Raw genomic sequence first — 21,850 nt, forward strand, 5'->3', positions numbered from 1 at the left:
CGTTTTCGCTAGCTTTGATAAATAGATCAGATAGTCTAGACGGTATGAAATAATGCTGCAGCGCCTATAAGACCTACGTCATCCCTCAGACCTGCTGATTCAATAGTATAAGTTCCTTTATATGGCTTCATGACAAGTTCCTCTGTTTTCTCTCTCAGCGCTGGAAACAGTAGTTCACCAGCTTTGCTTACGCCTCCACCAATTACAATGCGATCAGGATTAAACGTATGTACCGCGTTAGCTAATCCAATCGCCATATAATGAATCGTTCGCTCAATTACCTCGACAGCCACCGGATCTTTTAGTGCCATCGCTTCGAAGACGTGTCGAGAATTAATCTTTTCACCACTTCTACTAGCCAGCTCTGTAATCATCGACGTTCTGCTCTCCATACTCCGCAGTGCTATATCCCGAATTGCTGTACCCGAAGCAAATACTTCCCAGCATCCATATCTTCCACAGCTACATTCCGTTCCGTTCGGGTCAATAATATTATGACCGAGTTCTCCAGCAAATGAGTTCGTTCCGAGCAGTAGCTCACCATCCATAACAATTCCAGCTCCAATTCCTGTGCTGAAGGTAACATACACCATGTTGTTCGAGCCTTTGCCAGCTCCTCTTACATACTCGCCCCAAGCCGCAGCGTTCGCATCGTTTACCACTTTCACTTCTATGCCAAGTTCTGACTCCATCCAATGTTTCAGTGGAACATTATCCCATTCAGGAAGATTGGTACCGTGAATTACGATTCCATCCTGGCTATTCACAGCTCCAGGAGAAGCCAGTCCAACTCCAATCAGCGGTCGCCCTTCGGATACAGAGCGGATCATTCCGATCATTCGCTGCACCACCTCTTCAGCGGTGTGCGCGCCAGCTGTCTCCATTAATTCCCGATTCAACACGGTACCCTTTGAATCGAATAATGCTGCGGCAATTTTTGTTCCGCCTAAATCAATTCCTACTACATAGCTCTCAGCCTTATGCATAACCATTCACCTTTTCACTATCTATTATTAGCCGTTCGAATGAATATTCTTAGCTAACGCCCGCAGGGCTACTGGATCGATTGGCGACAAAGCATCTTTGCCATGACGAACAGCCGATCCAAAATGTACTTCTGTGACTCCCGTCTGTTGAATAAACGATGTAATACCTTCTGGCTTCAAACCACTTCCAGCCAATATACTTATCGAACTACCTCTTGATTCCTCTACTAGCCTACGCATAGCGGGAATGGCTTCAGGTGCCGGACCTGGTCCAGCAGAGGTAAGTATACGAGTGATTTGCGGGTAATTACAAAGCGTCCGATAACCTGCAATTTGGTCCTCCAGCTCGTCAAAAGCACGATGGAAGGTTACTTGTAAGCCATCTGTCAACGGTAATAATATTTCAAGCGCATGCTCATCGATCTTTTTTTCCGGTGTTAATGCGCCAAGAACAACTCCCGAAGCACCACTGGCTGCAATCTGCCTGATCTCTGCAGCCATGGTCAAAATATCATCCTTGGAATAGTTGAATGATCGACTGTGCGGACGGACCATAACAAAGACAGGAATGCTAACCGATTTGGCTACCTGCTCCACCAACCCTATTCCTGGTGTTAATCCACCTTCCGTAATGGCAGTAATAAGCTCAAGACGATCTGCGCCATTCGCCTCAGCCGTCAGAGCATCATCCATACAAGTAGCGATGATTTCCAATCTCATAACTTTCACCCCCTCTTCCAGTTGTTAATGATGTACTTGCTTCATGACATAATCGGCGAGGAGGCGTGCACCATATCCCGTCGCTCCAGCTTCTGAGTACCCTACATCCTGTTTGTACTGTACCGTCCCAGCCATATCAATATGAACCCAGCTCATCGATTCTGCTACAAAGCGCCGAATAAATAGGGCTGCTGTAATCGCACCTGCAAAGGGGGAAGTACTAACATTGCGGAGATCAGCGTAATTACTCCGAAGATCTGCTTCATATTCATCCATTAACGGCATGGGCCACAGTCGTTCTCCATTACGCTCCCCGATCTCAACCAGGCTCTGCGTTATATCTGCATCGCCCCATATGCCCGCGATGCCTAATCCGAGCGCCGCACCGACATTTCCAGTTAGGGTAGCGATATCAACAGCTTGGTTTGCTCCGATATTCGCGGCATGAATAAGCGCATCCGCTATGATAAGTCGACCCTCGCCATCCGTATTCGCAACCTGAACAGTTACCCCGTTAGGGTAGCGGATAACAGACGAAGGTAACATAGCCTCAGCATCTGGCACATTATCAACGACTGGAATAAGTGCGGTCACATTTACATTGGCACGCTTCCGTATCAAAATATCCATAGCCCCAATTACAGCAGCTGCACCCCCCATATCCATGCGTGCATCGCTGATATCGCTAGCTGTCTTCACATTCATGCCACCTAAGTCAAAGGTTACACCTTTACCTACCAGTGCTAACATCGGTAATTCAGGGTTACTCTCGTAACGAATTTCAACTAGGGCTGGAGCGTGCTTACTCCCTGCTCCAACTGCGAGCAACCCATTCATCTGAAGTTCCACAAGCTCCTGTCCTCGATAGATATGGACTTTCAAAGCAGCATCATCACGGTCGAAAAATTCTGCCATCCATTCCGCAAAACGATCAGGATTCAGTGTCCCAGGTACCTCATTCACAAGATCGCGAGCAACTACAGCTCCTTCAGCGCGTATCTGTGCAGAAACACGTACAGCTTCCAATTCAATCGATGACAGCTCAGGCCAATCTATCGATTGAAGCTGTAAATCAACAGAGCCTTCCACCTTGGTAGTTCCCCGATAAGTTTGGAAACGGTACAAGCCGAGAATCCAGCCTTCCATCCAAGCTTGTAATTCATCAGCAGCAGAAATATCCCTATTCCTATTTATAGCCTCGGATGCTAAGCGAACAAGTGAAGCACTACTGCGTCCTTCCTTCAGAATTGCACGAGCAGCAGCTCCACCCGCTCGGCGAATCCTCTCAAGCGTAATATCCTTGCGCTTTCCCATTCCTACCGCTAACACATCAGACTCTTCCTCAGTGCGAGCATGTAACCAAGTCACACTGCTGCACTGTTTGTGGGGCGCTCCCAGCTTAAAAGGAAAAGACTCCTCGTCATAAGCTAAATAGACAATAGTATCCGCCACATTAGCGGAATCGAATAAGATATTCATCGCTGTCCCTTCTTTTCCGTAAAGTTATCTCACAATTTCAGTTACCGCTCTAATTTCAGCATTTCTTCATCAAATAAATGACACGCAACCTCATGACCTGGTTCGACTTCTCGGAATATCGGTACATGCTGCTTACAGATTTCCATACAGGAAGGACATCTTGTATGAAAACGGCATCCCGACGGTGGATCAACCGGACTTGGAAGATCTCCCTTTAGAATAATGCGCTCCTTCTTTAAGGTAGGATCGGGTACAGGTACAGAAGATAGCAGTGCTTGTGTGTATGGATGCATTGGACGATCATACAAGGTATCCTTATCCGCCGTCTCTACGAGCGAACCAAGATACATAACTCCGATTCGATCACTAATATGCTCAACAACACTTAGATCATGTGAAATGAATAAATATGTCAGGCCATACTCTTCCTGCAGATCCTGCAACAGATTTAGCACTTGTGACTGAATCGAAACATCCAGTGCTGACACAGGCTCATCTGCTACGATTAAGCTTGGGCGAACAGACAACGCCCGGGCGATTCCAATCCGTTGTCGCTGCCCACCGCTGAACTCAAAAGCGTAGCGCTCGGCGTGGATACTATTCAATCCCACTGTCTCTAGTAACTCGCATGCTAGTTTATCCCGTTCTTTGGACGAGAGCTTTGTATGAATGAGCAGAGGTTCAGCCACAAGATCCTTCACCTTCATCCGTGGATTAAGCGAAGCATAGGGGTCTTGGAACACCATCTGTATATCTTTACGAATAGGCCGCATTTGATTGTCTGAGATATGGCTAATATTTTGACCCTTAAACCACACTTCACCGTCATTCGGCTCCAGCAAGCGAGTCACTAATCTACCCGTAGTAGATTTACCACAGCCACTTTCACCCACAAGGCTGAACGTTTCTCCTTTACGTATAGCGAATGAGATCCCATCAACTGCGTGCAAATATCTAGTAGTTCCGAAAAAGCCCTTCTTCACCGAAAAAAACTTCTTCAGACTTTTAACTTCAATGAGTGGAGTCTCCTTCACAAACGTTCCCCTCCTTCCGTGTTCTCCTGCTGTGTAAGCCAACAACGACTCTTTCGCTCTAGTCCCTCAATCGGGAGTAACTCTGGCTCCTGCGAGAGACAACGCTCTGTGACATAATCGCAGCGTGGCGCAAACTTACAACCTGCTGGCATTTGTGATAGATCAGGTACATTCCCTTTAATGGAATCCAAGCGACGTACGTTTTGACGCAGCTTAGGAACGGATTGAATTAATCCCTTCGTATATGGATGCTGCGGTCTTGCAAATAGCTCATGAACGGAAGCTTCCTCCACTACACGACCAGCATACATAACGACTACACGGTCGCATAGTTCTGCTACTACACCAAGGTCATGGGTAATGAGCAGCATTCCCATATCCTGTTCTTCTTTCAGGTGCTTCATTAGATCTAGGATTTGAGCTTGAATCGTTACATCAAGCGCCGTTGTTGGTTCATCTGCAATCAGCAGTTTCGGGTGGCAAGACATCGCCATCGCAATCATGACACGCTGCCTCATACCGCCAGAGAGCTGATGCGGATATTCATCCACCAAGTCTTCCGCACGTGGTATACCAACTAACCGCAACATATGAATGGCATGTTCACGAGCCTTCTTCCGACCATAACCCAAATGCAACATTATCGGTTCCATCAATTGCAAACCAATCTTCAGCACAGGATTAAGCGAAGTCATTGGCTCCTGAAAAATCATCGCCATTTCATTTCCCCGTATCTGGCGCATCTCTTTGTCCGTAACCTTTGTCAGATCCGTTCCCTCGAAACGAACAGAACCGCCAGAAATTCGGCCTGGCGTATCCTTAAGGAGCCGCATAATCGACAGTGAGGTAACGCTTTTGCCACAGCCGGATTCTCCAACTAGACCCAGCACTTCACCTTTCTTAATCACAAAGTCAACACCTGCAACTGCCGTTATACTTCCATCGCCGCGTTTGAACTCCGTTTTCAGCCCTTGTACTTCCAGCAAATTTTGAGTCATGTCTTGTCCCTCCTTAGTTTTTCATTTTGGGATCAAGAGCATCGCGCAGTCCGTCCCCGACCAGGTTAAATGCAAGTACTGTCAAAAATATAGCTAAACCCGGAAAATAAACGATATGAGGAGCTATACTTAAATAATCGCGCCCCATGCTTAACATTGCCCCCCAATCGGGCTCCGTTGGCTTCGCACCCATTCCAAGAAAGCTCAGTGACGCAGCGGCTAAGATTGCCCCGCCAATTTTCATGGATAGATTAACGATGATACTAGGGACTGTTTCAGGAAAAATATGTCGCCAAATGATTCTGCGATTCTTTGCACCCATTGAACGGGCAGCTTCAACAAACAATGTTTCCTTCGCAGACAATGTTACGCTCCGAATAATGCGGGCGAACGAGGGTGTACCGAAGACTGCAACGGCAATCACAACGTTGGATAAACCAGGCCCAAGTATAGCGACGATCCCAATGGCAAGCAGTAAATCAGGGAATGAGAACAATACGTCACTGCCACGCATAATAATCCGATCCAGCCAACCGCCATAATATCCACTGACAAGACCAAGGATGGTTCCAAGTACACCTGCAATCAATACGGAGCTCAGACTGACCGCCAAAGTCAACCTTGTACCATCAATTAAGCGACTTAGAATATCACGGCCGTATTCATCCGTTCCCGCCCAATGCTTGGCAGACGGACCCTGCATTAGCGCATCATAGTTCGGTTCATCAGGATTATAAGGGGTCAGAAATGGCCCGAAAATGGCAATTAAAAAAAGCAATATGATAAAAAATGCAGCCACAAGGGGCATCTTTTGTTTGCTGAACTTGCGAATAAAAACACCCGCGCGGCCTTTTGTTTTCTCCGGGGCTATTACCTCTCCGGGTATAGGAGAATTAGTTCCCATTACCGCCGAATTGTCGCTCATGATATCCCTCCTAATCCTATATTCACCCTATAGAAAACTATCGTAATTCTGCCTCACAGTTACTCTACCTTACTGAGAAAACCTGATTTTCGGATTGAGCATGCCATACAATAAATCTACTATTAAATTGATAAGGATAAATTGTGTTGAAAACAGCAGCAGCAAAGCTTGAATAACTGTATAATCCCGGAACAAAATGGAATCCACCAGCAGTCTACCAAGGCCAGGAATACTGAACACTGTCTCAACCATTACCGATCCACCAAGCAAGAACCCAAATTGAAGTCCAGCTACAGTAACGACCTGTATAAGAGAATTGCGCAGCGCATGCCTGCTAATAACAACATACTCGCGTAAGCCTTTCGCACGTCCAGTACGGATATAATCCTCCCGTAACGTTTCTAGCATCGATGACCGTGAGTAACGAGCCAGCATCGACATAATTCCCATTCCAAGTGTAATGGAAGGAAGAATATACGACTTCCAGGAATCTACACCACCGGTCGGAAACCAACCAAGCTCTACCGAGAAAATTTGAATGAGTACCAAACCTAACCAGAATCCAGGAATCGACATCCCCGAAATGGCTGTCAATGTGCCTAAGTGATCAGGCCATCTATTACGATAAACCGCTGAAATAACACCAATTAGAAGACCAATGACAAGCGCCCAAGCCATGCTGAGAAACGTTAACCACAAGGTAGGCATTATTCTACTTTCTAGCATATCGGTTACTGGAATCCCTGATCGAATCGAATTGCCCAGATTACCACTTAGTAGATCGCTCATGTAGTTTATGTATTGATTCCACAGCGGCAGATTGAGACCTAGTTGCTCTTGAATGCCATGAATCTCTTCAAGTGTGGCGTCTTTACCCGCAATAAGCCGGGCCGGATCGCCCGGAATTAAGTGAATAAACAGAAAGACTAATACCGATACAATGAATAGCAACGGAATAACCCCGAGGAGTCTTTGTAAAGCATATCTACCCAACTCATAAGCCCCCTTCAGTATCGACAAATGATTTAGTTGAGGCCGCTTCCTACCATTCTTAAGAAGCGGCCTCGTTCAATTCTTGGGAAATTAAATTTTGCGTTTGACTTGAATTATTTCACTTCTGCATTTAGGACATTAATGGAACCATCCGGGAAGACTTTGACACCTTCCAGATTCGATCTTTTGCCTGAGATGATTTGGTCAACGCCCATGAATGCCCACGGAGCATCTTCCCATACTGTTTTTTGAATATTTGCATAAATGGATTTAGCCGCTTCTGGATCAACAGATTTGTTTGCTTCAGCAATCCATTTATCTACATTTTCATTTTTATAATAAGCTGTATTCGAGCCAGCAGGTGGGAACATTTCACTACTGAACAACCCTCTAGTAGCACCATCTGCATCACCGGAGGATGGAGACCAGCTGACATACCACATTTGAATTTTTGCTTCTTCAGGTGTTTTAGCAGCGTTAATTTGGTCGGATAAAGTACCGCCTTCCATGGACTTCACTTCTACTTTAATGCCTACAAGCGCTAGCTGTTGTTGGATAAATTGCATACCCTTCATAGTTTCGGATTCATTCTCACCCCAAATTTCGGTTTCGAATCCGTCTGGATAACCCGCTTCCGCAAGCAATTGCTTAGCTTTTTCAATGTCATAGTCATAACCTGTTTGTGGGGAATAATATTGTGTTTTGGATGACATCGTGGAATCAAGCTTAGCGCCAAGACCCGATTTCACCACCTTGATATACGCATCTTTGTTGATAGCATAGTTAATGGCTTGACGTACCTTTACATCATCGAAAGGTTTCTTCATCGTATTCAAAGTAACATAACGAACAATGGTTGAATCGATGGTATCTATAGTAATTCCTTCAAGGCCTTCAACCTCGGATACTTGCTCGGTAGGCATTGGATAAATGAAATCAGCCTCTCCAGTCTTCAGCATCGCAATCCGTGAGCCATTCTCTGGTACGGGTCTAAAGGTTATACTATCCACTTTCGGCAAGTCCTTTTGCCAGTAATCCGTATTCTTCTCAACAACTAGACGATCACCTTGCACCCATTCTTTGAACTTAAACGGACCCGTTCCTACAGGTTTTTTCGAAATATCAGCTCCGTTTTCTTCTAAAGCTTTCGGGCTAATAATAGGTGCCATAGCTACTTTATTTAAAAATGCGTTGTATGGCTCGCTGAGTGTAATAACCACGGTTTTGGCATCAGGAGTCTCCACTTTTGCTACCTTTGCAAAGCTTTTGCGCAATCTCAGATTGTTCTTCTCATCTTGAATACGGGCGATGTTTACTTTAACCGCTTCAGCATTGAAGTCAGTACCATCTTGGAATTTAACGTTCTCTTGCAAGTTGAACGTGTAGACCAACCCGTCTTCACTTATGGAATGGCTAGCAGCAAGGACAGGAACTACGTTCATATTCTCATCAAAACCCATTAGACCTTCGTACATCGTTCTGGCAGCGCTGATTGAATGTGTATCGCTTGCGTTATGAGGGTCCAGCGTAATAAAGTTAGAATTGATGGCAATTACAATGTCTTTATCATTTTTTGTAGTTGGGGTGCTAGTTTCAGTTCCACCAGCGGTATTGCCGCCTTTTCCCTCGTTGTTCGCTTTGTTGCCGCACCCTGCAGTCACTACTACTGTAATAAGCAGCAGCATGAACATTGACCATACTTTTCCTTTTACTTTCATGTTATACACTCCCCTTTAGAAACGATGTATTAGAAAAGCTCCCAGTCCAATTATTCATGAGACTTGAAGATTATTCTCGATCCTTATAATCAGACTTCCCATTGGAATACAGCACGGCGTTCGCCTACAACTGTGCCGCCATCATTAACAATAGTGTTCGGCACGAGTGCATATAAACGATCAATCGTATCTTGATTGCTATAGCCTAAACGTTCCAGAATCGATGCGATGATACAAGGCCATACTTGCTCGGAGCCATCGGATACTTTTAGCGAGATACCGATTCGTTCCTTTCGGAGTCCAATCCCATATACACCTTTAGCGCCGCCCTTTGCCGTCAGATTATCATCCTTTAGAAGCTCTGAGCAGACGAATTTCGTATCCGCAATCATCACCGGATTATCGTTCATAAGCTTTGCAGTCGCAGCAGCTGCGTTACGTATTTCCGTATTCTCAATCAAATCAGGACAGGCTAGCTTTAAATATGAATAAGCGATTTTATGAAGAGGGAGTGCGAAGATAGGAAGACCACAGCCATCAATCCCTTGAGGAATGGATTCCTTCGATACTTCTGCGATATAAGCCATGATATCAATGATCTCCTGTTGCACGGGATGGTTAGGATCATAATAAGTATCTATATCCCAACCCATATATTTGCTAAGGCCCATTAACCCTGCATGTTTACCTGAGCAATTATGAAAGATTTTACGAGTGGGCTCATTCGCCCGATGGCGTTCTGCCTTGGCTTCCTCATTCAGTGGGTATGTAGAACAACAATGAAGTCCCTCTTCTTTTAATCCCATTTTCTGAAAAAGAGATTCAAGTGCTTCAATATGAAAGGCCTCTCCCCGATGCGAAGCAGTAAAGAGTGAGGCTTCCTTACTTGTCAAACCGTAAACTTCATCGATCCGACGCTTCATAACCGGTAAAGCTTGGAATGGTTTAGCAGCTGAACGAAGATAGGTCATATGCTCCGGATTACCTGCTTTATACAAAATATTACCTTTCTCATCGACCACGCTAACTGCACCATAATGGACATTCTCCAGTAAGCCACCGCGATATTCTTCTACTAATGTTGTAAACCCCATATGTACAACCTCCTTCGATGTAATTATTTTAATCCAATGCGAAAAAACGATTTTGCGATAGTAGTCCAGATCCGATAATTACACCATTCTCGTTCAACATCGAACGATGAATGGAGAAAGACCCACGAAGGGGTTCCCATGTGAAGCGTGAAAGATATAGCTTCTCGACTGCTTCATAAATATCCGGAAATTTGTCTACAAGTTCTCCACTCAGGATCACACTATCAGGGTTATACATGCATACGACATTGTTGATTGTAATCGCCATATACATGAGCGCACGCTCGATCAAATGAACCGCCCAATGCTCTCCTGCATCCTTTGCTTCAAATAACTCCTCGATCGTGCGAATCGGACGAATCCGATTGGCTTCCGACAACAATGAACTGATATTTATATAGGTCTGTAAGCAACCCGCCTTACCGCACTCGCACATCATTCCGTTAGGATCCACTGTCGTATGCCCTATTTCACCAGCACTGTTCATCACCCCGCGATAAATCTCTCCCTCAAGGATCATCGCCGAGCCAACGCCTTGCCCGAAGCCCAATAGTGCGGTACGGACAGATCCAACAGCAGCGCCTTTGAGGTGTTCAGCAAGAGCTCTAACTTTCAACTCATTATCTACAGCAATTTCAAAACCGGTTAGTTCCTTTAGGCGTTTTGCTAAGGCAACATTCTTCCATCCAAGCTGAACAGAGAAGACAACAATACCTTCTTCGTTATTCACAATTCCAGGAAGTCCAACGCCAATACCGACGATACGTGTTCTGTCAATCACATGCTGCTGCGTCAGTTGTTCAATCGCTTCATTGATTCGTTCCAGTGTCTTGTCTGGACTCTCGTCCGGAGTACGCGGGTATTGCCTGCTGCAGAGAAGCTTACCTTGCAAATCTACGATACCTACAATCATAAGACTGCGATCCAGCTCAACCCCAACCGACAATACAGAAGCGTCAACCATAGCTAGCAACGTTGATTTCCGACCTAATCCTGACGATACCTGATCCGAATCCAGTAGATAGCCCTGTTCAGTTAATTCCCCAACAATTCGACTTACAGTTGTAGGACTCATACCCGTTTGTTTGGCGATGGAAGCGCGAGAAATTGGTTGTTGATTTTTTATGATTTCGAAGACCGTCAAACGATTTTGCCGCTTCATAAAATCCTGATCGTGCTTTTTCACAGACATTCTCCTAATTATTTTCTTCAGTGCATTAATCAAACTAATAAAACTATAAAAATAAGAAAAAATTTGCCAATTAAGCTACGCTAATGTATTATTTGATTAAATTTCAGTTTAGTTTCTCCAGTGATGGGATTAATAATAAAGGCTCATTGATTGTATGTCAATATAAATGACATATTTTTTTATTCGAAATAAATGAAAGCGTTTAATATGTGATTTTTATAACAATCTCCAATAAATACATAACACAAACATAACATCGAAGACCAAAGCCGCTCTCATAATAGACCGAGCGGAAACTATAAATAGGAAAAACTTAATTTAGAGGTGGAGGAAATATCTTAAAAACAAAAGAGGTTTGGGGTCGATGCAGAAGTTTTGTGAATCTGAATATTGGAAAAAAGGTAGAATCGTGCGCGGATTGATAGTGAAATGGAGATTGCACCCGCATCAAAAGCAAGTTCTTCATATAGAAACCAACTTTTGATGCGTAGTGTTAAAAAAATTATTGAAACTCTACTGCCTTAACAGACGCGTCCTCTTGTATCAGTGACAACAATTTCACAGCATTAAACGATTCAGGAAATTTTACGATAATTTCTAAATTCAATTCGGAGGCAAGACTATTATTTTCAGCGTGAAAGCTTAAAATGGTAATATTTTTTTCTTCAAGGAGCTGTTGAATTCTACTCACGGCTCCTTCTGAATTAGTCAGACAGATCACAATCTGTTGCGTTTTCGGTGAGGCCAGCCAACTGTAGCGGCCATGCAAAATCTTTTGTCCAAGTAAGATAATAATTGTTGCTCCTCCACCAAGAATATAAAGGCCCGATCCAATCGCCAGCCCTAGTCCCGCCGTTGCCCAAATCCCCGCTGCAGTTGTCAGGCCCTTCACAGTGTGTCTATGCATGAAAATCATTCCTGCACCAAGAAATCCCACTCCACTTACTACCTGGGCAGCTATACGTGCGGGATCGAGCTTAACATAGGACCAATCAGCTTGATCCTGAAATCCATATTTTGAAATGATCATCATAAGTGCAGCACCTAAAGCAACAATAAAATGCGTTCTAACTCCCGCTTCTTTCATCCGACTTTTTCGTTCAAAGCCAACTAAAACACCACAAATTCCAGCTCCAACTACACGAAGCAAATATTCAAACTCCATACATAGTCCTTCTCTCCTTATGATATTGCTATTTATTGTATCATAAACGGATTTCTATATTTCCCCTCCTATAATATGAACATGATATTTAACATAGTTTGAGCATGCGCACAGTCACATCTGCAAAGATTTAACTGTGATACCTTTATAGCTGTTACTCCAGTAGACATTGTATAACGGTCTACAACTAGTGAAAGAGGTGCGTATATGAAACTGCCAACAATCCAATTTGGGCATATTAAATCCAAGGTTCCTGTAATTCAAGGGGGTATGGGCGTAGGCATATCCTTAAGTGGCTTAGCTGCTGCTGTAGCCAATGCAGGCGGGATAGGCACCATTTCCGGGACAGGAATCACCACTGATGAACTGAGAATGCATATTCGCAAAACAAGAGAGCTCTCAAAAGGGATTGGATATATCGGTGTGAATGTTCTATTCGCGATGAAGGATTTTGCTGATAAAATGAAGGTCGCTTTGGAAGAAAAAGTGGACTTTATTATATCTGGAGCCGGGATTTCCAGAGATATTTATGCTTGGGGTAAAGAGTATGGTACTCCTGTGGTGTCTATTGTTTCCTCCGCCAAATTAGCCAGAATATCCGAAAGACTTGGTGCCTCTGCAGTCGTAGTGGAAGGATTTGAAGCTGGGGGCCATTTGGGTACAGAGAGATCCATGTTCGAAATTCTTCCTGAGGTTGTAGAAGCCGTTTCGATTCCGGTTATTGCTGCTGGTGGGATTCTGACAGGAGATGATATCGCAAAAGCCCTTCGGATTGGCGCTTCTGGTGTTCAGATGGGGACTCGTTTCGTGGCGAGCCATGAATGTGATGCTCCTTTGGCCTTTAAACAAAAATATGTAGATGCTCAGCAAGGTGATACTATTCTAATTAAGTCTACAGTTGGGCTAGATGGCAGAGCGATTCGTAATGAATTCACAGAACGTATTAGTGATGATGCCAAATTAAAAATAGCAAAATGCTCTAATTGTCTAAAGGTATGTTCGCATCGCTTCTGTACCATGGAATCCCTGCTAACTTCGCTTAGAGGAGATGTTAAGAACGGATTAGTGTTTGCCGGGTCCAGAGTTCATGAGATTAAAGAGATATTGTCCGTACAGCAGATTATTGACAATTTAATGTATGAGTATCAGGGAGCATTGAACCCGGTAACTTAAGATTTTAATACGATACTTATGCGATGATAAAGATAAAAAAAGAACCCTTTGTTGTATGCAACAAAGGGTTCTTTTTAAAAGGCGTTGTTTATAGTTGACTCTATCAGCATAGCCTTACATCATTCCACGAGTATTAGAAATGCCCTCTTGTTGATGACAGCTCTTATACATTTGTTCTAGCTCGGAATCACCTAAGTTAGGATGTCTTTCTTTCATAAAGGGCAACATCTCTTTAAAAGTGCTTGGAGCAAACCCGGCAGCATAAGCTGCTGTTCCAATTCCAAATGACAAAATAACAACACAGATTACTGCAAATACTCCTCTTTTCAAAAAAACCATCTCCTACTTTATAATACGGAAAAAATCAATACGAAAAAAATTTGCTGAAACCAACATGCACATCAGACCCATTCCCATAACTAGAATGGCTATGATCCAATCCGCTTTTTTCATATTCATCCTCCCGTGCCATCGAACACCCTGAATTCAATGAATAGTGGGGTTCAATAATATTAATGATTATAGATGAATATTGTGTGGAAACTATGTGGGACATGCTTAAGAGATTTATTTTTGTCAATTCCGTGAAATTAATCACTATATAATCATTTGTTCATACTGCGTTCTTATTTGAAAGATATGATTTCAATATAACAATAAACATAAAGGAGTCATGATCATGAAAAAATTGTATTATACGTCTTTTTTCTATGCGATTCTTGGTTTGATAGCAGGTGTTGCTTATCGTGAAATTACCAAAATGAATGATTTCGAAGGAAACACCATCTTAGTTGCACTTCATACTCATATCCTTGTACTGGGCTTCTTCTTCTTTATAATCGCATTGATCCTAGCCAAGTTATTTAATATCCATGAAGCTAAATCCTTTGGCGCATGGTACATTGTATATAACATTGGTCTCCTGATCACGATCGGTACTATGGCCACTCGCGGGATGCTGCAAATTAACGGGACTGATATCAGCTTCTTACCGCATATTGCGGGTCTCGGTCATGCCATAGTAGGAGCCGGTATCATATGGCTACTAATTCTGCTCGGTAAACGAATTAAATCATAGGGAAAGAGCCGCTGGACAACACTCCAGCGGCTCCTTTTTATAATCATGTAAAAGTTCATACCAAATGAGACTATAAGTATATTTGTTTATACACTGGTAAATGATACAATATGGAAGTCGCGAGATATCTTAAATTTTAACTTTAAACTATGCTTTCGATGCCAATAAAACTTTTAAGGAGTGAAGTAAATGTCTATCGATGTTTATCTGAATTTCAACGGGAATTGCCGTCAAGCCGCAGAATTTTACGCGGAGGTATTTGGCGTTGAACGTCCACAAATCATGACCTTTGGCGAAACACCACCTGATCCCAATTTCACTCTTCCTGAAGAAGCCAAAGATTTAGTTATGCACACTCGCTTGAATATCGAAGGCAGTAATGTAATGTTCTCTGATGTTTTTCCGGGCATGCCTTTTGTGGAAGGAAATAACATTAGTCTTTCGGTAGTTAGTAAGGATTTGGATGGCATAAATAAATATTTCCATAAGCTTAAAGAAGGCGGAAAAGTAGGTATGGAATTACAAGAAACCTTCTGGAGCTCGTGTTATGGTAGTCTAAAAGATAAATTCGGCATCGATTGGCAATTCAATTATGATGACGGACGAATGAATATGTAATAAAAATAACAACGAGTATGGAGTGGCTGTGAAACCTATTAATACAGGTGCGGCCTACCTCCAGCTCGTTGTTTTTTGTTCAAGCTCTTAGTCCATAATCAAATCATATACACTGACCTTCCGAATCCGTCTTGCAACTAACATGGATACCACATAAGCAACAACTAGAATGACAGCACACAGTAGAAGCACTTGAGGCAGACTAACCGCCAGCTGAACGTTATAAATGCCTAGACTTGAAAGCAATAATACAAACGCCGAATCCGAGAAAAAATAACCTGCTAAACTCCCCAATAATACTCCAACTACAATCACCGGAAAAAGACTGAACGTAATCTGTGTCATCAGATTAAAGGTCGTATATCCGATACCTTTAAGAATACCGAATTCCCGCTTACGTTTCATAATCAACGTCTTAATCACCAAATACAAAATTAAACTAACCACTATAATTGTGACCGCGGTAATGACTGCTGTCATAGAAGATACTGCTGAAGTGAATGTACTGAGCGTGCTTTCTAACATGTCTAAAATGTTCGTTACGTTCCATTGTCCAGGGAGACGTTCTTCAAGCTTTTGAATGAAGATTTGAGGATCTTCCCCTTCCTTTAAGTACACATTAATGGACTGGACGGAATAATTCGGCTGCAATTTTCTCATTCCATCTTCTGTTATAGTAGCAACCATACCTAACTGATTAATCTGCTGGCTAAGACCAGTCACCAAATAATTTTGGGTTACCCCATTAAACGTAACTGGAATCTCGTCCCCAATCGATTTATTTTTCATTTTTGCAATTACACCGGATACCGCAATTTCATTATCAAAAATGGGCTGTCTACCTTTATAGACCGTCTGCGTCTCCAGCTTGGCATAATCATCAGATACACGGAGCATAAAACTGGAATCATCTATAGAAGCTACTCTACCTTCCAATATGGAGATCTTCTGAACCTCAGGCATGGCCTCTACTTCTGCAAATATCTTTGGATCATGATCAGCTTTTTTTAGATCAAGTTGCAAATTGGTACGTTCTAGACCCACTAAATCTAAAACGGCTGAAGTATCCCCTTTAAAGTTAAAATTAAGGATGGAGCAAAATATACTCGAAAAGGTCAACCCTGCAACGATCAGCACGATCATAAAATTCTGCTTGGTCTGTCTAAATAAAGACTTCAGACTTAAGGCGAATTGCAAATTCAATGAAGTGCTCGCTAGCGGAAAATGATTTTTCTTAAAATTGTGGGTAAGAAGCCCGCTCTGAAGAGCTGCTATCGGAGTAATCCTTCGAATCTTTCTACTAGACAGGTAGGCAACTAAGAGAATCAGCACCGTAACGATAAGCAAACTCAACAAAGCACTTAATAATTCAAAAGTTGTCGGCCACAACAGTCCAACCGAAGACGAAATCATATTACCTACTAAGGGCATGACTAGAACAGAGATCAAACTTCCCGGTATGGAGGCCATTATAGATACTGAGACGAACTGTAACAGAAATGAGGATATGATCTGCCTTGACGTATAACCGTTCGCTTTCAAAACACCGATGTTGGTTAGGTTATCCTCAATATTCCCGAAGATCTGAAACCTGATCACAATCAACGAGATTACAACCATAATCAATGCAAATACAATCAGAATAGCGGCTAAAATATTCACAAAAACGCGGTTACCTTCGAGCCCCACATCAGTTCGCATGACTAAAAATGAACTTGTGTTTCCAGATCCAAAAATCTGTTCACTCAACTTTTGCTCCAGCTTGACTTCTTTCGCCCGTTCGTTTAATTGTACAGATAAAAGATTAAATTGAACTTCTTTCCCAAGCCGTTCCTCTAATTGCTTATAACCTTCATCGTTTAAAAATATTTTCAAAGCCCCATTCGTCAATGTCCCAAAAAGGGGTTCCTCCGTAAATCCACCGATGGTATAAGTAAATTTGTTGTTATCGTATTCAAACGAGATCGTATCCCCAAGGTTATACCCTGAGCCTCCGTGAAAGATATACGGCAAATAAATTGTATTTTGATCCGCAGGTTCCAACCGAGAAGTGGTATTAAATAGTCCCAATGAGCGCTCCGAATCCTTATTAAGAATCAAGAAAGCAATAGCTGTATTGTTTCCCCCGTAGTTTATCTTTACATCAGGTAGCAGAAGCGCCGCCTCATTCTCCCATGTTTCAGTATAAGGATAGCTATCCACCAGAGATTCATAATTCTTCACATTCTCATTTAAAGGAAAATAAGCGGTGATATCAGGTGTATTTAGCTTCGATATTTTTTCTTGCTGAAAAGAATTAAGCTTCAAGCTGACTGATAGGCCAATGTTCAGCAGCAGCGCAGCAATCATAATCAATACGAAGAGCGTAATCGTTGCACTTTTTCTTTTACGAATATTGGACCAAGCAAGCTTTCCTATTAAGCTTCTCATCCCTACCACCCCAATTCGGTCAGAAAGGACTGTAATTGCTGCTGCCGTTCAGGTCCACTATCTTCGCTATAAGGGGAAAGGCGCAAATCTCCGATGACTACTCCATCCTGCAGATACAAGATCCGATTACCACGCAGCGCAGTTTTGAGATCATGGGTTACCATAATTATGCTTTGCCCCTGCTTATTTACCTCGGTTAGGACACGCAGTACCCCTATTCCTGCTGAGCTATTTAGCGCTCCAGTCGGCTCATCCGCAAAGACCGCTTTTGGACTGTTGATCAGGGCCCGGATAATTCCGGCACGCTGAGCTTCTCCTCCTGAGATTTGCGCTGGAAACTTACCCCAGATGGTGTCATCCAGGCCTACATCTAAGAGCAGCTTTTTGGCTTTTTCCACAGCCCCAGCTCTATCCTTTTGGACAAGAAAAGCACTTGATAATACATTGTCGAGGACACTCATTGAATCGAGCAGATGGATCTGCTGAAACACAAATCCACAATTCTTCCGCCGGAATATCGCCAGCTGATCATTACTCATCGCCGTAATATCTTGACCTTCAAACAAGACCTCTCCAAGCGTTGGCTTATCCATTCCCGAAATGGCATACAGCAGTGTTGATTTACCAGAACCAGAGCTGCCCATGATAATCGTGAAATCACCATGATATAAGGTCAGATCTAGATTTTTTAATACATGCTGCTGAGTTCCTCCATGGGAAAAGGTTTTTCCAAGCTTATGGGTCTGCATCAATACTTTATTATTCACTTCGTTCATGTTGAACACTCCATTTACGTTCATGCTCATTAATTACGCTAATAGTAACCCTAGCTCTACGCACAATATAATGGCTGCAATCACAGACTCATTCGTAATTGCAACCTAATCGTACGTTAAATGTTCTTAACATGTCTTTGTGCAATCCTTAGCGAATTCTTAATTCTATCCTGCTAAAGGAATCAGCAGCTTTACAGTAAATCCATCCTCCCGATTGGAGCATACAATGTCGCCCTGCATTTTTTGCATCATATAACGAGAAATGTACAGACCTAGACCTGCACCGTTCTGGCTCACGGCCAAACTGCCCCGAAAGAATTTATTGAATATTAAAGGCAATTCCTCCTCAGGAACACCAGGACCATAATCCAGAATATCAACCTCCAGATAATGATCCCTAATCTCGAATGTAATATCGATGGGTGTACACGAGAAGGCATACTTATAGGAATTGTTCACCACATTATCGATGACCTGCTGTATCCGTAAGGGATCCACCATAATGATACAGTCTGGCACAGATGCAGCTGAAATCCGTTCGTAGAAGTTCACATTATTTATAATTTGGGTCAGCAGGTGACTATGCTCCTCCGTTAAGCTGACTTTTAGTTCATTCAGTTCCTCCAAGGTGGAATGGAACATGTCTGTGACCAGACGATCAATCTGATCCGCTTTGGAATACAAGGTATTTAGCTGTCTGCTTGTCTTCTCATCTCTTGCGCTTAATAACATCAGTTCCGTAATCGCCTTCATCGAAGCGACGGGTGTCTTAATATCATGACTGAGACTAGCAACCAGCTCCTTCTTACTCTTATTCGCTAAATATTCACTGTGCCTAGCCGCCGCAAGCTCTTCCCGCATCATATCGAAGCTTTCGGTAAAAGCACCAAATAGATGATTACGATCCATTTCCAGAGGCACTTCAAGATCGCCTCTTGCGATATGGTTCGCGAATAGCTGCATTTTGCGAAATGGACGAAGAATGGATCTATTCAGGAACCAAATATAGAGGATGCCTAGAATTGTAAGCAAAAGCAGCATTGCAACAGAAACTTGTATAAATTGTTGTTTCATATGTATAAAAATCGTACGGTAATCATTATTAATAATTACTTTACCCACCAGCTGATCCTGAACAACAACGTCGACTAAGATATCCCGATTATTGATAGCTTCATTAACGCTAACGGAAATCACATTTTCAGTCTGATATTTTAATTTACCAGAGGTATCAATAATGGCGAAATCATAGGGACTTTCCTTGTACAGTTTCGGCTCAAGCTTATCCCAATGCTGCTCTGTAAGCTTAACAATGGTATTGATCGCCACTCGGTCTGTTGGGGTCTCCACCTTCAAATTAAATATCAGGAATAAGAGAGTTATACTTGCAGCGAATATAGTGAGCATTAGCGCCAGTAGCAATTTTTTAGTCATCACTATTTATCCTCAAAAGCATAACCGATGCCCCATACGGTACGGATGTACTGCGGATCGTTAGGATTCTGCTCAATCTTCTCACGAAGATGACGGATATGTACATTTAAGGTGCCATCTCCCGCAAAAACATCTCCCCATACCCCTGCAAATAGCTCCTCTTTAGGGATTACCCGATTTTTATGCTGGATCAAAAACTTTAGCAATTTATATTCCATTGTTTTCAGCTTGAGGGGTACGCCGTTAAGACTTGCCCTTCTGAGTTCGGGATCAATCTGTATGGGTCCGGATTCAAGAAGGGAGGACTCGGCTACAACTTCGTTGTTGTACCGTTTAAGCACCGCCTTTACTTTTGCCAGCAGCACTCTCAGGGTATACGGCTTATGAATATAATCATCTCCCCCGATATCTAGCGCAATTAATACATCATCCTCACTGGAGCGGGCACTAATAAACAGGATGGGAATCCCGGTCGTCTGACGCAGTTCTTTGCATAACTGGAAGCCGGATTCACCACCTAAATTAATATCTAGGAGTAACATCGACACCTGATGCTCACTCAAAAAGCTCCGACAGGCATCGGCGCTCGTAACAAATGCGGTTTGAACATCAAACAAATTAAAATATTCGCAGGTGGTCTCCGCAAGCTCAATTTCATCATCAATAATCAAACAATCATATCTCATCGATTTCTCTCCACTTCAACTGAATTTATTATTATGTTAGAATATGCCTTTAAGGAGGGGTTACCTGTGGATACACAGTTCCAGCGTCTGGAGCACTATTTAGATAAATACGAACAAAGCTGGCCATTAAGTGGCACAGTCTTAATAGCTCAGCGTGGAGAAATCAAGTTACATAAAGCGTACGGATATGCGAATCTTGAACATCAGGTCCCCAACACTTTAGATACCAAATTCCGGATCTGGTCACTTACCAAATCATTCACTGGCATGGCTATCCTCATGCTAAAAGAACAAAAACGTCTTAGACTGGAAGATCCAATCCTAAAATATTTCCCTCAGCAGCATGCACTAGAGGGGATTACCATCCTTCACCTGCTGGGACATACCTCTGGTATAGCCAACTACACTTCCATACCCGAATATAATCAAAAATTAAATAAGCTAAAGCTGACTCCACAGGAGATGTTTCAGCTATTTGTGAGTCAGCCCCCTGCATTTATGCCTGGCACTTCATTTGCCTATAACAACTCAGGATATTATTTGCTGGGGATGATTATTGAGAAGATTACAGGGATGACATTTGAAGATTATATCACTACTTTTATATTACAGCCTCTGGGCATGGTAAATACAGGAGTTTATAACAACCAGCAAATTATTCCGAAATTAGCCTCGCCTTATCATTCTTCTTGGGGAGAGTATACTCAGGGGGAATACATAAATATGAGTTCTATCTTATCCGCTGGCGGGATGTATTCGACGGCTGCCGATCTTTTCCTGTGGGATCAAGCCTTGTACTCTGATCAATTAGTGTCTCATAACACCCTAGAGATGGCTTTTCATTCCAGTAATCTCAAATATCGATTCGGTTGGTTCTTGGACGAACGTTTTGATCGAAAAAGAATGTATCACGGCGGTGCCTATCGCGGCTTCCGAAGTGAACTGCATAGATACCCTGAAGATCAAACAAGCGTCATCATGTTGACTAATTATGATTGCGTACCCGTCACTAAGTTAACGGAATCGCTAGCTGGATTAGTCTTCGGTGAACCTGTAAGCGTGCCGATCTCTCCGCAAGCCTACCCGCTTGATGATAGCATTTATGCTTCATATATGGGAGCCTATGAGGGATATGGCTGCAAAGCGAGCGTGGAGCGTAGTGGCCAAGATTACTATTTTGTCTGGAATGATGTAGAGGTCACTCCCTTTTATCCAATCTCGGAAACAAGATTCCATCATACGAAGCATGATTCAGAATATGAATTTAAGCGGAATGCTCAGGGTGTGCTTTCATTTCTGGGAATGCACAAAAAACAAGACAAGTCTTAAATAGACCTGTCTTGTTTTTTGT

The 21,850-nt window shown here is 42.9% G+C and carries 20 protein-coding genes; 4 read left to right on the forward strand and 16 right to left on the reverse strand.

The genetic code is table 11. The features are described 5' to 3' along the window. Positions 1-35: 35 nt before the first annotated feature. The 11 genes from NYE25_RS10610 to NYE25_RS10660 all read right to left on the reverse strand — a co-directional run bounded on the left by NYE25_RS10610 (position 36) and on the right by NYE25_RS10660 (position 12,304). Positions 36-986: an ROK family protein gene (locus tag NYE25_RS10610; protein WP_341145885.1), complete on the reverse strand. Its 951-nt coding sequence runs from the start codon at positions 984-986 to the stop codon at positions 36-38. 27 nt (positions 987-1,013) lie between these two features. Continuing rightward, complete coding sequence (locus NYE25_RS10615) at positions 1,014-1,706, reverse strand: copper homeostasis protein CutC (protein WP_076300524.1); 693 nt, start codon at positions 1,704-1,706, stop codon at positions 1,014-1,016. Between the two features lie 24 nt (positions 1,707-1,730). Beyond that, entirely contained in the window at positions 1,731-3,185 is a 1,455-nt protein-coding gene (locus tag NYE25_RS10620) for a leucyl aminopeptidase family protein (protein WP_341145886.1), read from the reverse strand. A gap of 41 nt (positions 3,186-3,226) precedes the next feature. Continuing rightward, the gene (locus NYE25_RS10625; protein WP_042189914.1) at positions 3,227-4,219 is read right to left on the reverse strand and encodes an ABC transporter ATP-binding protein; all 993 of its coding nucleotides are present in this window, start codon (positions 4,217-4,219) and stop codon (positions 3,227-3,229) included. Further along, positions 4,216-5,217: an ABC transporter ATP-binding protein gene (locus NYE25_RS10630; protein ID WP_042189916.1), complete on the reverse strand. Its 1,002-nt coding sequence runs from the start codon at positions 5,215-5,217 to the stop codon at positions 4,216-4,218. Before NYE25_RS10630 ends, NYE25_RS10625 begins: the two co-directional genes overlap by 4 nt. Before the next feature lie 13 nt (positions 5,218-5,230). After that, entirely contained in the window at positions 5,231-6,142 is a 912-nt protein-coding gene (locus NYE25_RS10635; RefSeq protein WP_042189918.1) for an ABC transporter permease, read from the reverse strand. A 69-nt stretch (positions 6,143-6,211) separates the two neighbouring features. Continuing rightward, complete coding sequence (locus NYE25_RS10640; protein WP_341145887.1) at positions 6,212-7,135, reverse strand: ABC transporter permease subunit; 924 nt, start codon at positions 7,133-7,135, stop codon at positions 6,212-6,214. A 113-nt stretch (positions 7,136-7,248) separates the two neighbouring features. Next, positions 7,249-8,853 (reverse strand): glutathione ABC transporter substrate-binding protein, encoded by a 1,605-nt coding sequence (locus NYE25_RS10645; protein ID WP_341145888.1) that lies wholly within the window; start codon positions 8,851-8,853, stop codon positions 7,249-7,251. Positions 8,854-8,942: 89 nt separating this feature from the next. After that, positions 8,943-9,947 carry an asparaginase gene (locus tag NYE25_RS10650; protein ID WP_076286572.1) on the reverse strand — a complete coding sequence of 335 codons (1,005 nt, stop codon included), beginning with the start codon at positions 9,945-9,947 and terminating at the stop codon, positions 8,943-8,945. A 28-nt stretch (positions 9,948-9,975) separates the two neighbouring features. Continuing rightward, positions 9,976-11,133: an ROK family transcriptional regulator gene (locus tag NYE25_RS10655; RefSeq protein ID WP_076300528.1), complete on the reverse strand. Its 1,158-nt coding sequence runs from the start codon at positions 11,131-11,133 to the stop codon at positions 9,976-9,978. A gap of 508 nt (positions 11,134-11,641) precedes the next feature. After that, positions 11,642-12,304, reverse strand: coding sequence for an MgtC/SapB family protein (locus NYE25_RS10660; protein WP_042189928.1), 663 nt, complete (start codon positions 12,302-12,304; stop codon positions 11,642-11,644). A gap of 207 nt (positions 12,305-12,511) precedes the next feature. Between NYE25_RS10660 and NYE25_RS10665 the strand changes: the two genes are divergently transcribed. After that, positions 12,512-13,477, forward strand: a complete 966-nt coding sequence (locus NYE25_RS10665; RefSeq protein ID WP_042189930.1) for an NAD(P)H-dependent flavin oxidoreductase — start codon at positions 12,512-12,514, stop codon at positions 13,475-13,477. A 114-nt stretch (positions 13,478-13,591) separates the two neighbouring features. On the opposite strand, the gene NYE25_RS10670 is transcribed toward NYE25_RS10665, so the two are convergent. Beyond that, the gene (locus tag NYE25_RS10670) at positions 13,592-13,807 is read right to left on the reverse strand and encodes a hypothetical protein (protein ID WP_234532155.1); all 216 of its coding nucleotides are present in this window, start codon (positions 13,805-13,807) and stop codon (positions 13,592-13,594) included. 349 nt (positions 13,808-14,156) lie between these two features. Between NYE25_RS10670 and NYE25_RS10675 the strand changes: the two genes are divergently transcribed. Then, the gene (locus NYE25_RS10675; RefSeq protein WP_094870196.1) at positions 14,157-14,555 is read left to right on the forward strand and encodes a DUF2871 domain-containing protein; all 399 of its coding nucleotides are present in this window, start codon (positions 14,157-14,159) and stop codon (positions 14,553-14,555) included. Positions 14,556-14,744: 189 nt separating this feature from the next. Continuing rightward, entirely contained in the window at positions 14,745-15,173 is a 429-nt protein-coding gene (locus NYE25_RS10680; protein WP_076284646.1) for a VOC family protein, read from the forward strand. Positions 15,174-15,260: 87 nt separating this feature from the next. Here the strand turns inward: NYE25_RS10680 and NYE25_RS10685 are convergent, their stop codons facing one another. The 4 genes from NYE25_RS10685 to NYE25_RS10700 all read right to left on the reverse strand — a co-directional run bounded on the left by NYE25_RS10685 (position 15,261) and on the right by NYE25_RS10700 (position 20,499). Further along, positions 15,261-17,603, reverse strand: coding sequence for an ABC transporter permease (locus NYE25_RS10685; protein WP_341145889.1), 2,343 nt, complete (start codon positions 17,601-17,603; stop codon positions 15,261-15,263). Positions 17,604-17,605: 2 nt separating this feature from the next. Beyond that, a complete protein-coding gene (locus NYE25_RS10690) occupies positions 17,606-18,379 on the reverse strand; it encodes an ABC transporter ATP-binding protein (RefSeq protein WP_042189939.1) in 774 nt (257 codons plus the stop codon). A gap of 165 nt (positions 18,380-18,544) precedes the next feature. Continuing rightward, positions 18,545-19,813, reverse strand: coding sequence for a HAMP domain-containing sensor histidine kinase (locus NYE25_RS10695; RefSeq protein WP_341145890.1), 1,269 nt, complete (start codon positions 19,811-19,813; stop codon positions 18,545-18,547). 2 nt (positions 19,814-19,815) lie between these two features. Continuing rightward, positions 19,816-20,499, reverse strand: coding sequence for a response regulator transcription factor (locus NYE25_RS10700; protein ID WP_042189943.1), 684 nt, complete (start codon positions 20,497-20,499; stop codon positions 19,816-19,818). A gap of 66 nt (positions 20,500-20,565) precedes the next feature. Between NYE25_RS10700 and NYE25_RS10705 the strand changes: the two genes are divergently transcribed. Then, positions 20,566-21,828, forward strand: a complete 1,263-nt coding sequence (locus NYE25_RS10705) for a serine hydrolase domain-containing protein (protein WP_341145891.1) — start codon at positions 20,566-20,568, stop codon at positions 21,826-21,828. Positions 21,829-21,850 lie beyond the last annotated feature (22 nt).

Source organism: Paenibacillus sp. FSL E2-8871 (assembly GCF_038000345.1).
Classification (GTDB): Bacteria; Bacillota; Bacilli; order Paenibacillales; family Paenibacillaceae; genus Paenibacillus_AQ.

Coding starts and splice junctions, on each gene's coding strand:
- NYE25_RS10610 (WP_341145885.1), bottom strand. CDS start 986: ATGCATAAGGCTGAGAGCTATGTAGTAGGAATTGATTTAGGCGGAACA.
- NYE25_RS10615 (WP_076300524.1), bottom strand. CDS start 1,706: ATGAGATTGGAAATCATCGCTACTTGTATGGATGATGCTCTGACGGCT.
- NYE25_RS10620 (WP_341145886.1), bottom strand. CDS start 3,185: ATGAATATCTTATTCGATTCCGCTAATGTGGCGGATACTATTGTCTAT.
- NYE25_RS10630 (WP_042189916.1), bottom strand. CDS start 5,217: ATGACTCAAAATTTGCTGGAAGTACAAGGGCTGAAAACGGAGTTCAAA.
- NYE25_RS10635 (WP_042189918.1), bottom strand. CDS start 6,142: ATGAGCGACAATTCGGCGGTAATGGGAACTAATTCTCCTATACCCGGA.
- NYE25_RS10645 (WP_341145888.1), bottom strand. CDS start 8,853: ATGAAAGTAAAAGGAAAAGTATGGTCAATGTTCATGCTGCTGCTTATT.
- NYE25_RS10650 (WP_076286572.1), bottom strand. CDS start 9,947: ATGGGGTTTACAACATTAGTAGAAGAATATCGCGGTGGCTTACTGGAG.
- NYE25_RS10660 (WP_042189928.1), bottom strand. CDS start 12,304: ATGGAGTTTGAATATTTGCTTCGTGTAGTTGGAGCTGGAATTTGTGGT.
- NYE25_RS10665 (WP_042189930.1), top strand. CDS start 12,512: ATGAAACTGCCAACAATCCAATTTGGGCATATTAAATCCAAGGTTCCT.
- NYE25_RS10675 (WP_094870196.1), top strand. CDS start 14,157: ATGAAAAAATTGTATTATACGTCTTTTTTCTATGCGATTCTTGGTTTG.
- NYE25_RS10680 (WP_076284646.1), top strand. CDS start 14,745: ATGTCTATCGATGTTTATCTGAATTTCAACGGGAATTGCCGTCAAGCC.
- NYE25_RS10685 (WP_341145889.1), bottom strand. CDS start 17,603: ATGAGAAGCTTAATAGGAAAGCTTGCTTGGTCCAATATTCGTAAAAGA.
- NYE25_RS10690 (WP_042189939.1), bottom strand. CDS start 18,379: ATGAACGAAGTGAATAATAAAGTATTGATGCAGACCCATAAGCTTGGA.
- NYE25_RS10695 (WP_341145890.1), bottom strand. CDS start 19,813: ATGACTAAAAAATTGCTACTGGCGCTAATGCTCACTATATTCGCTGCA.
- NYE25_RS10700 (WP_042189943.1), bottom strand. CDS start 20,499: ATGAGATATGATTGTTTGATTATTGATGATGAAATTGAGCTTGCGGAG.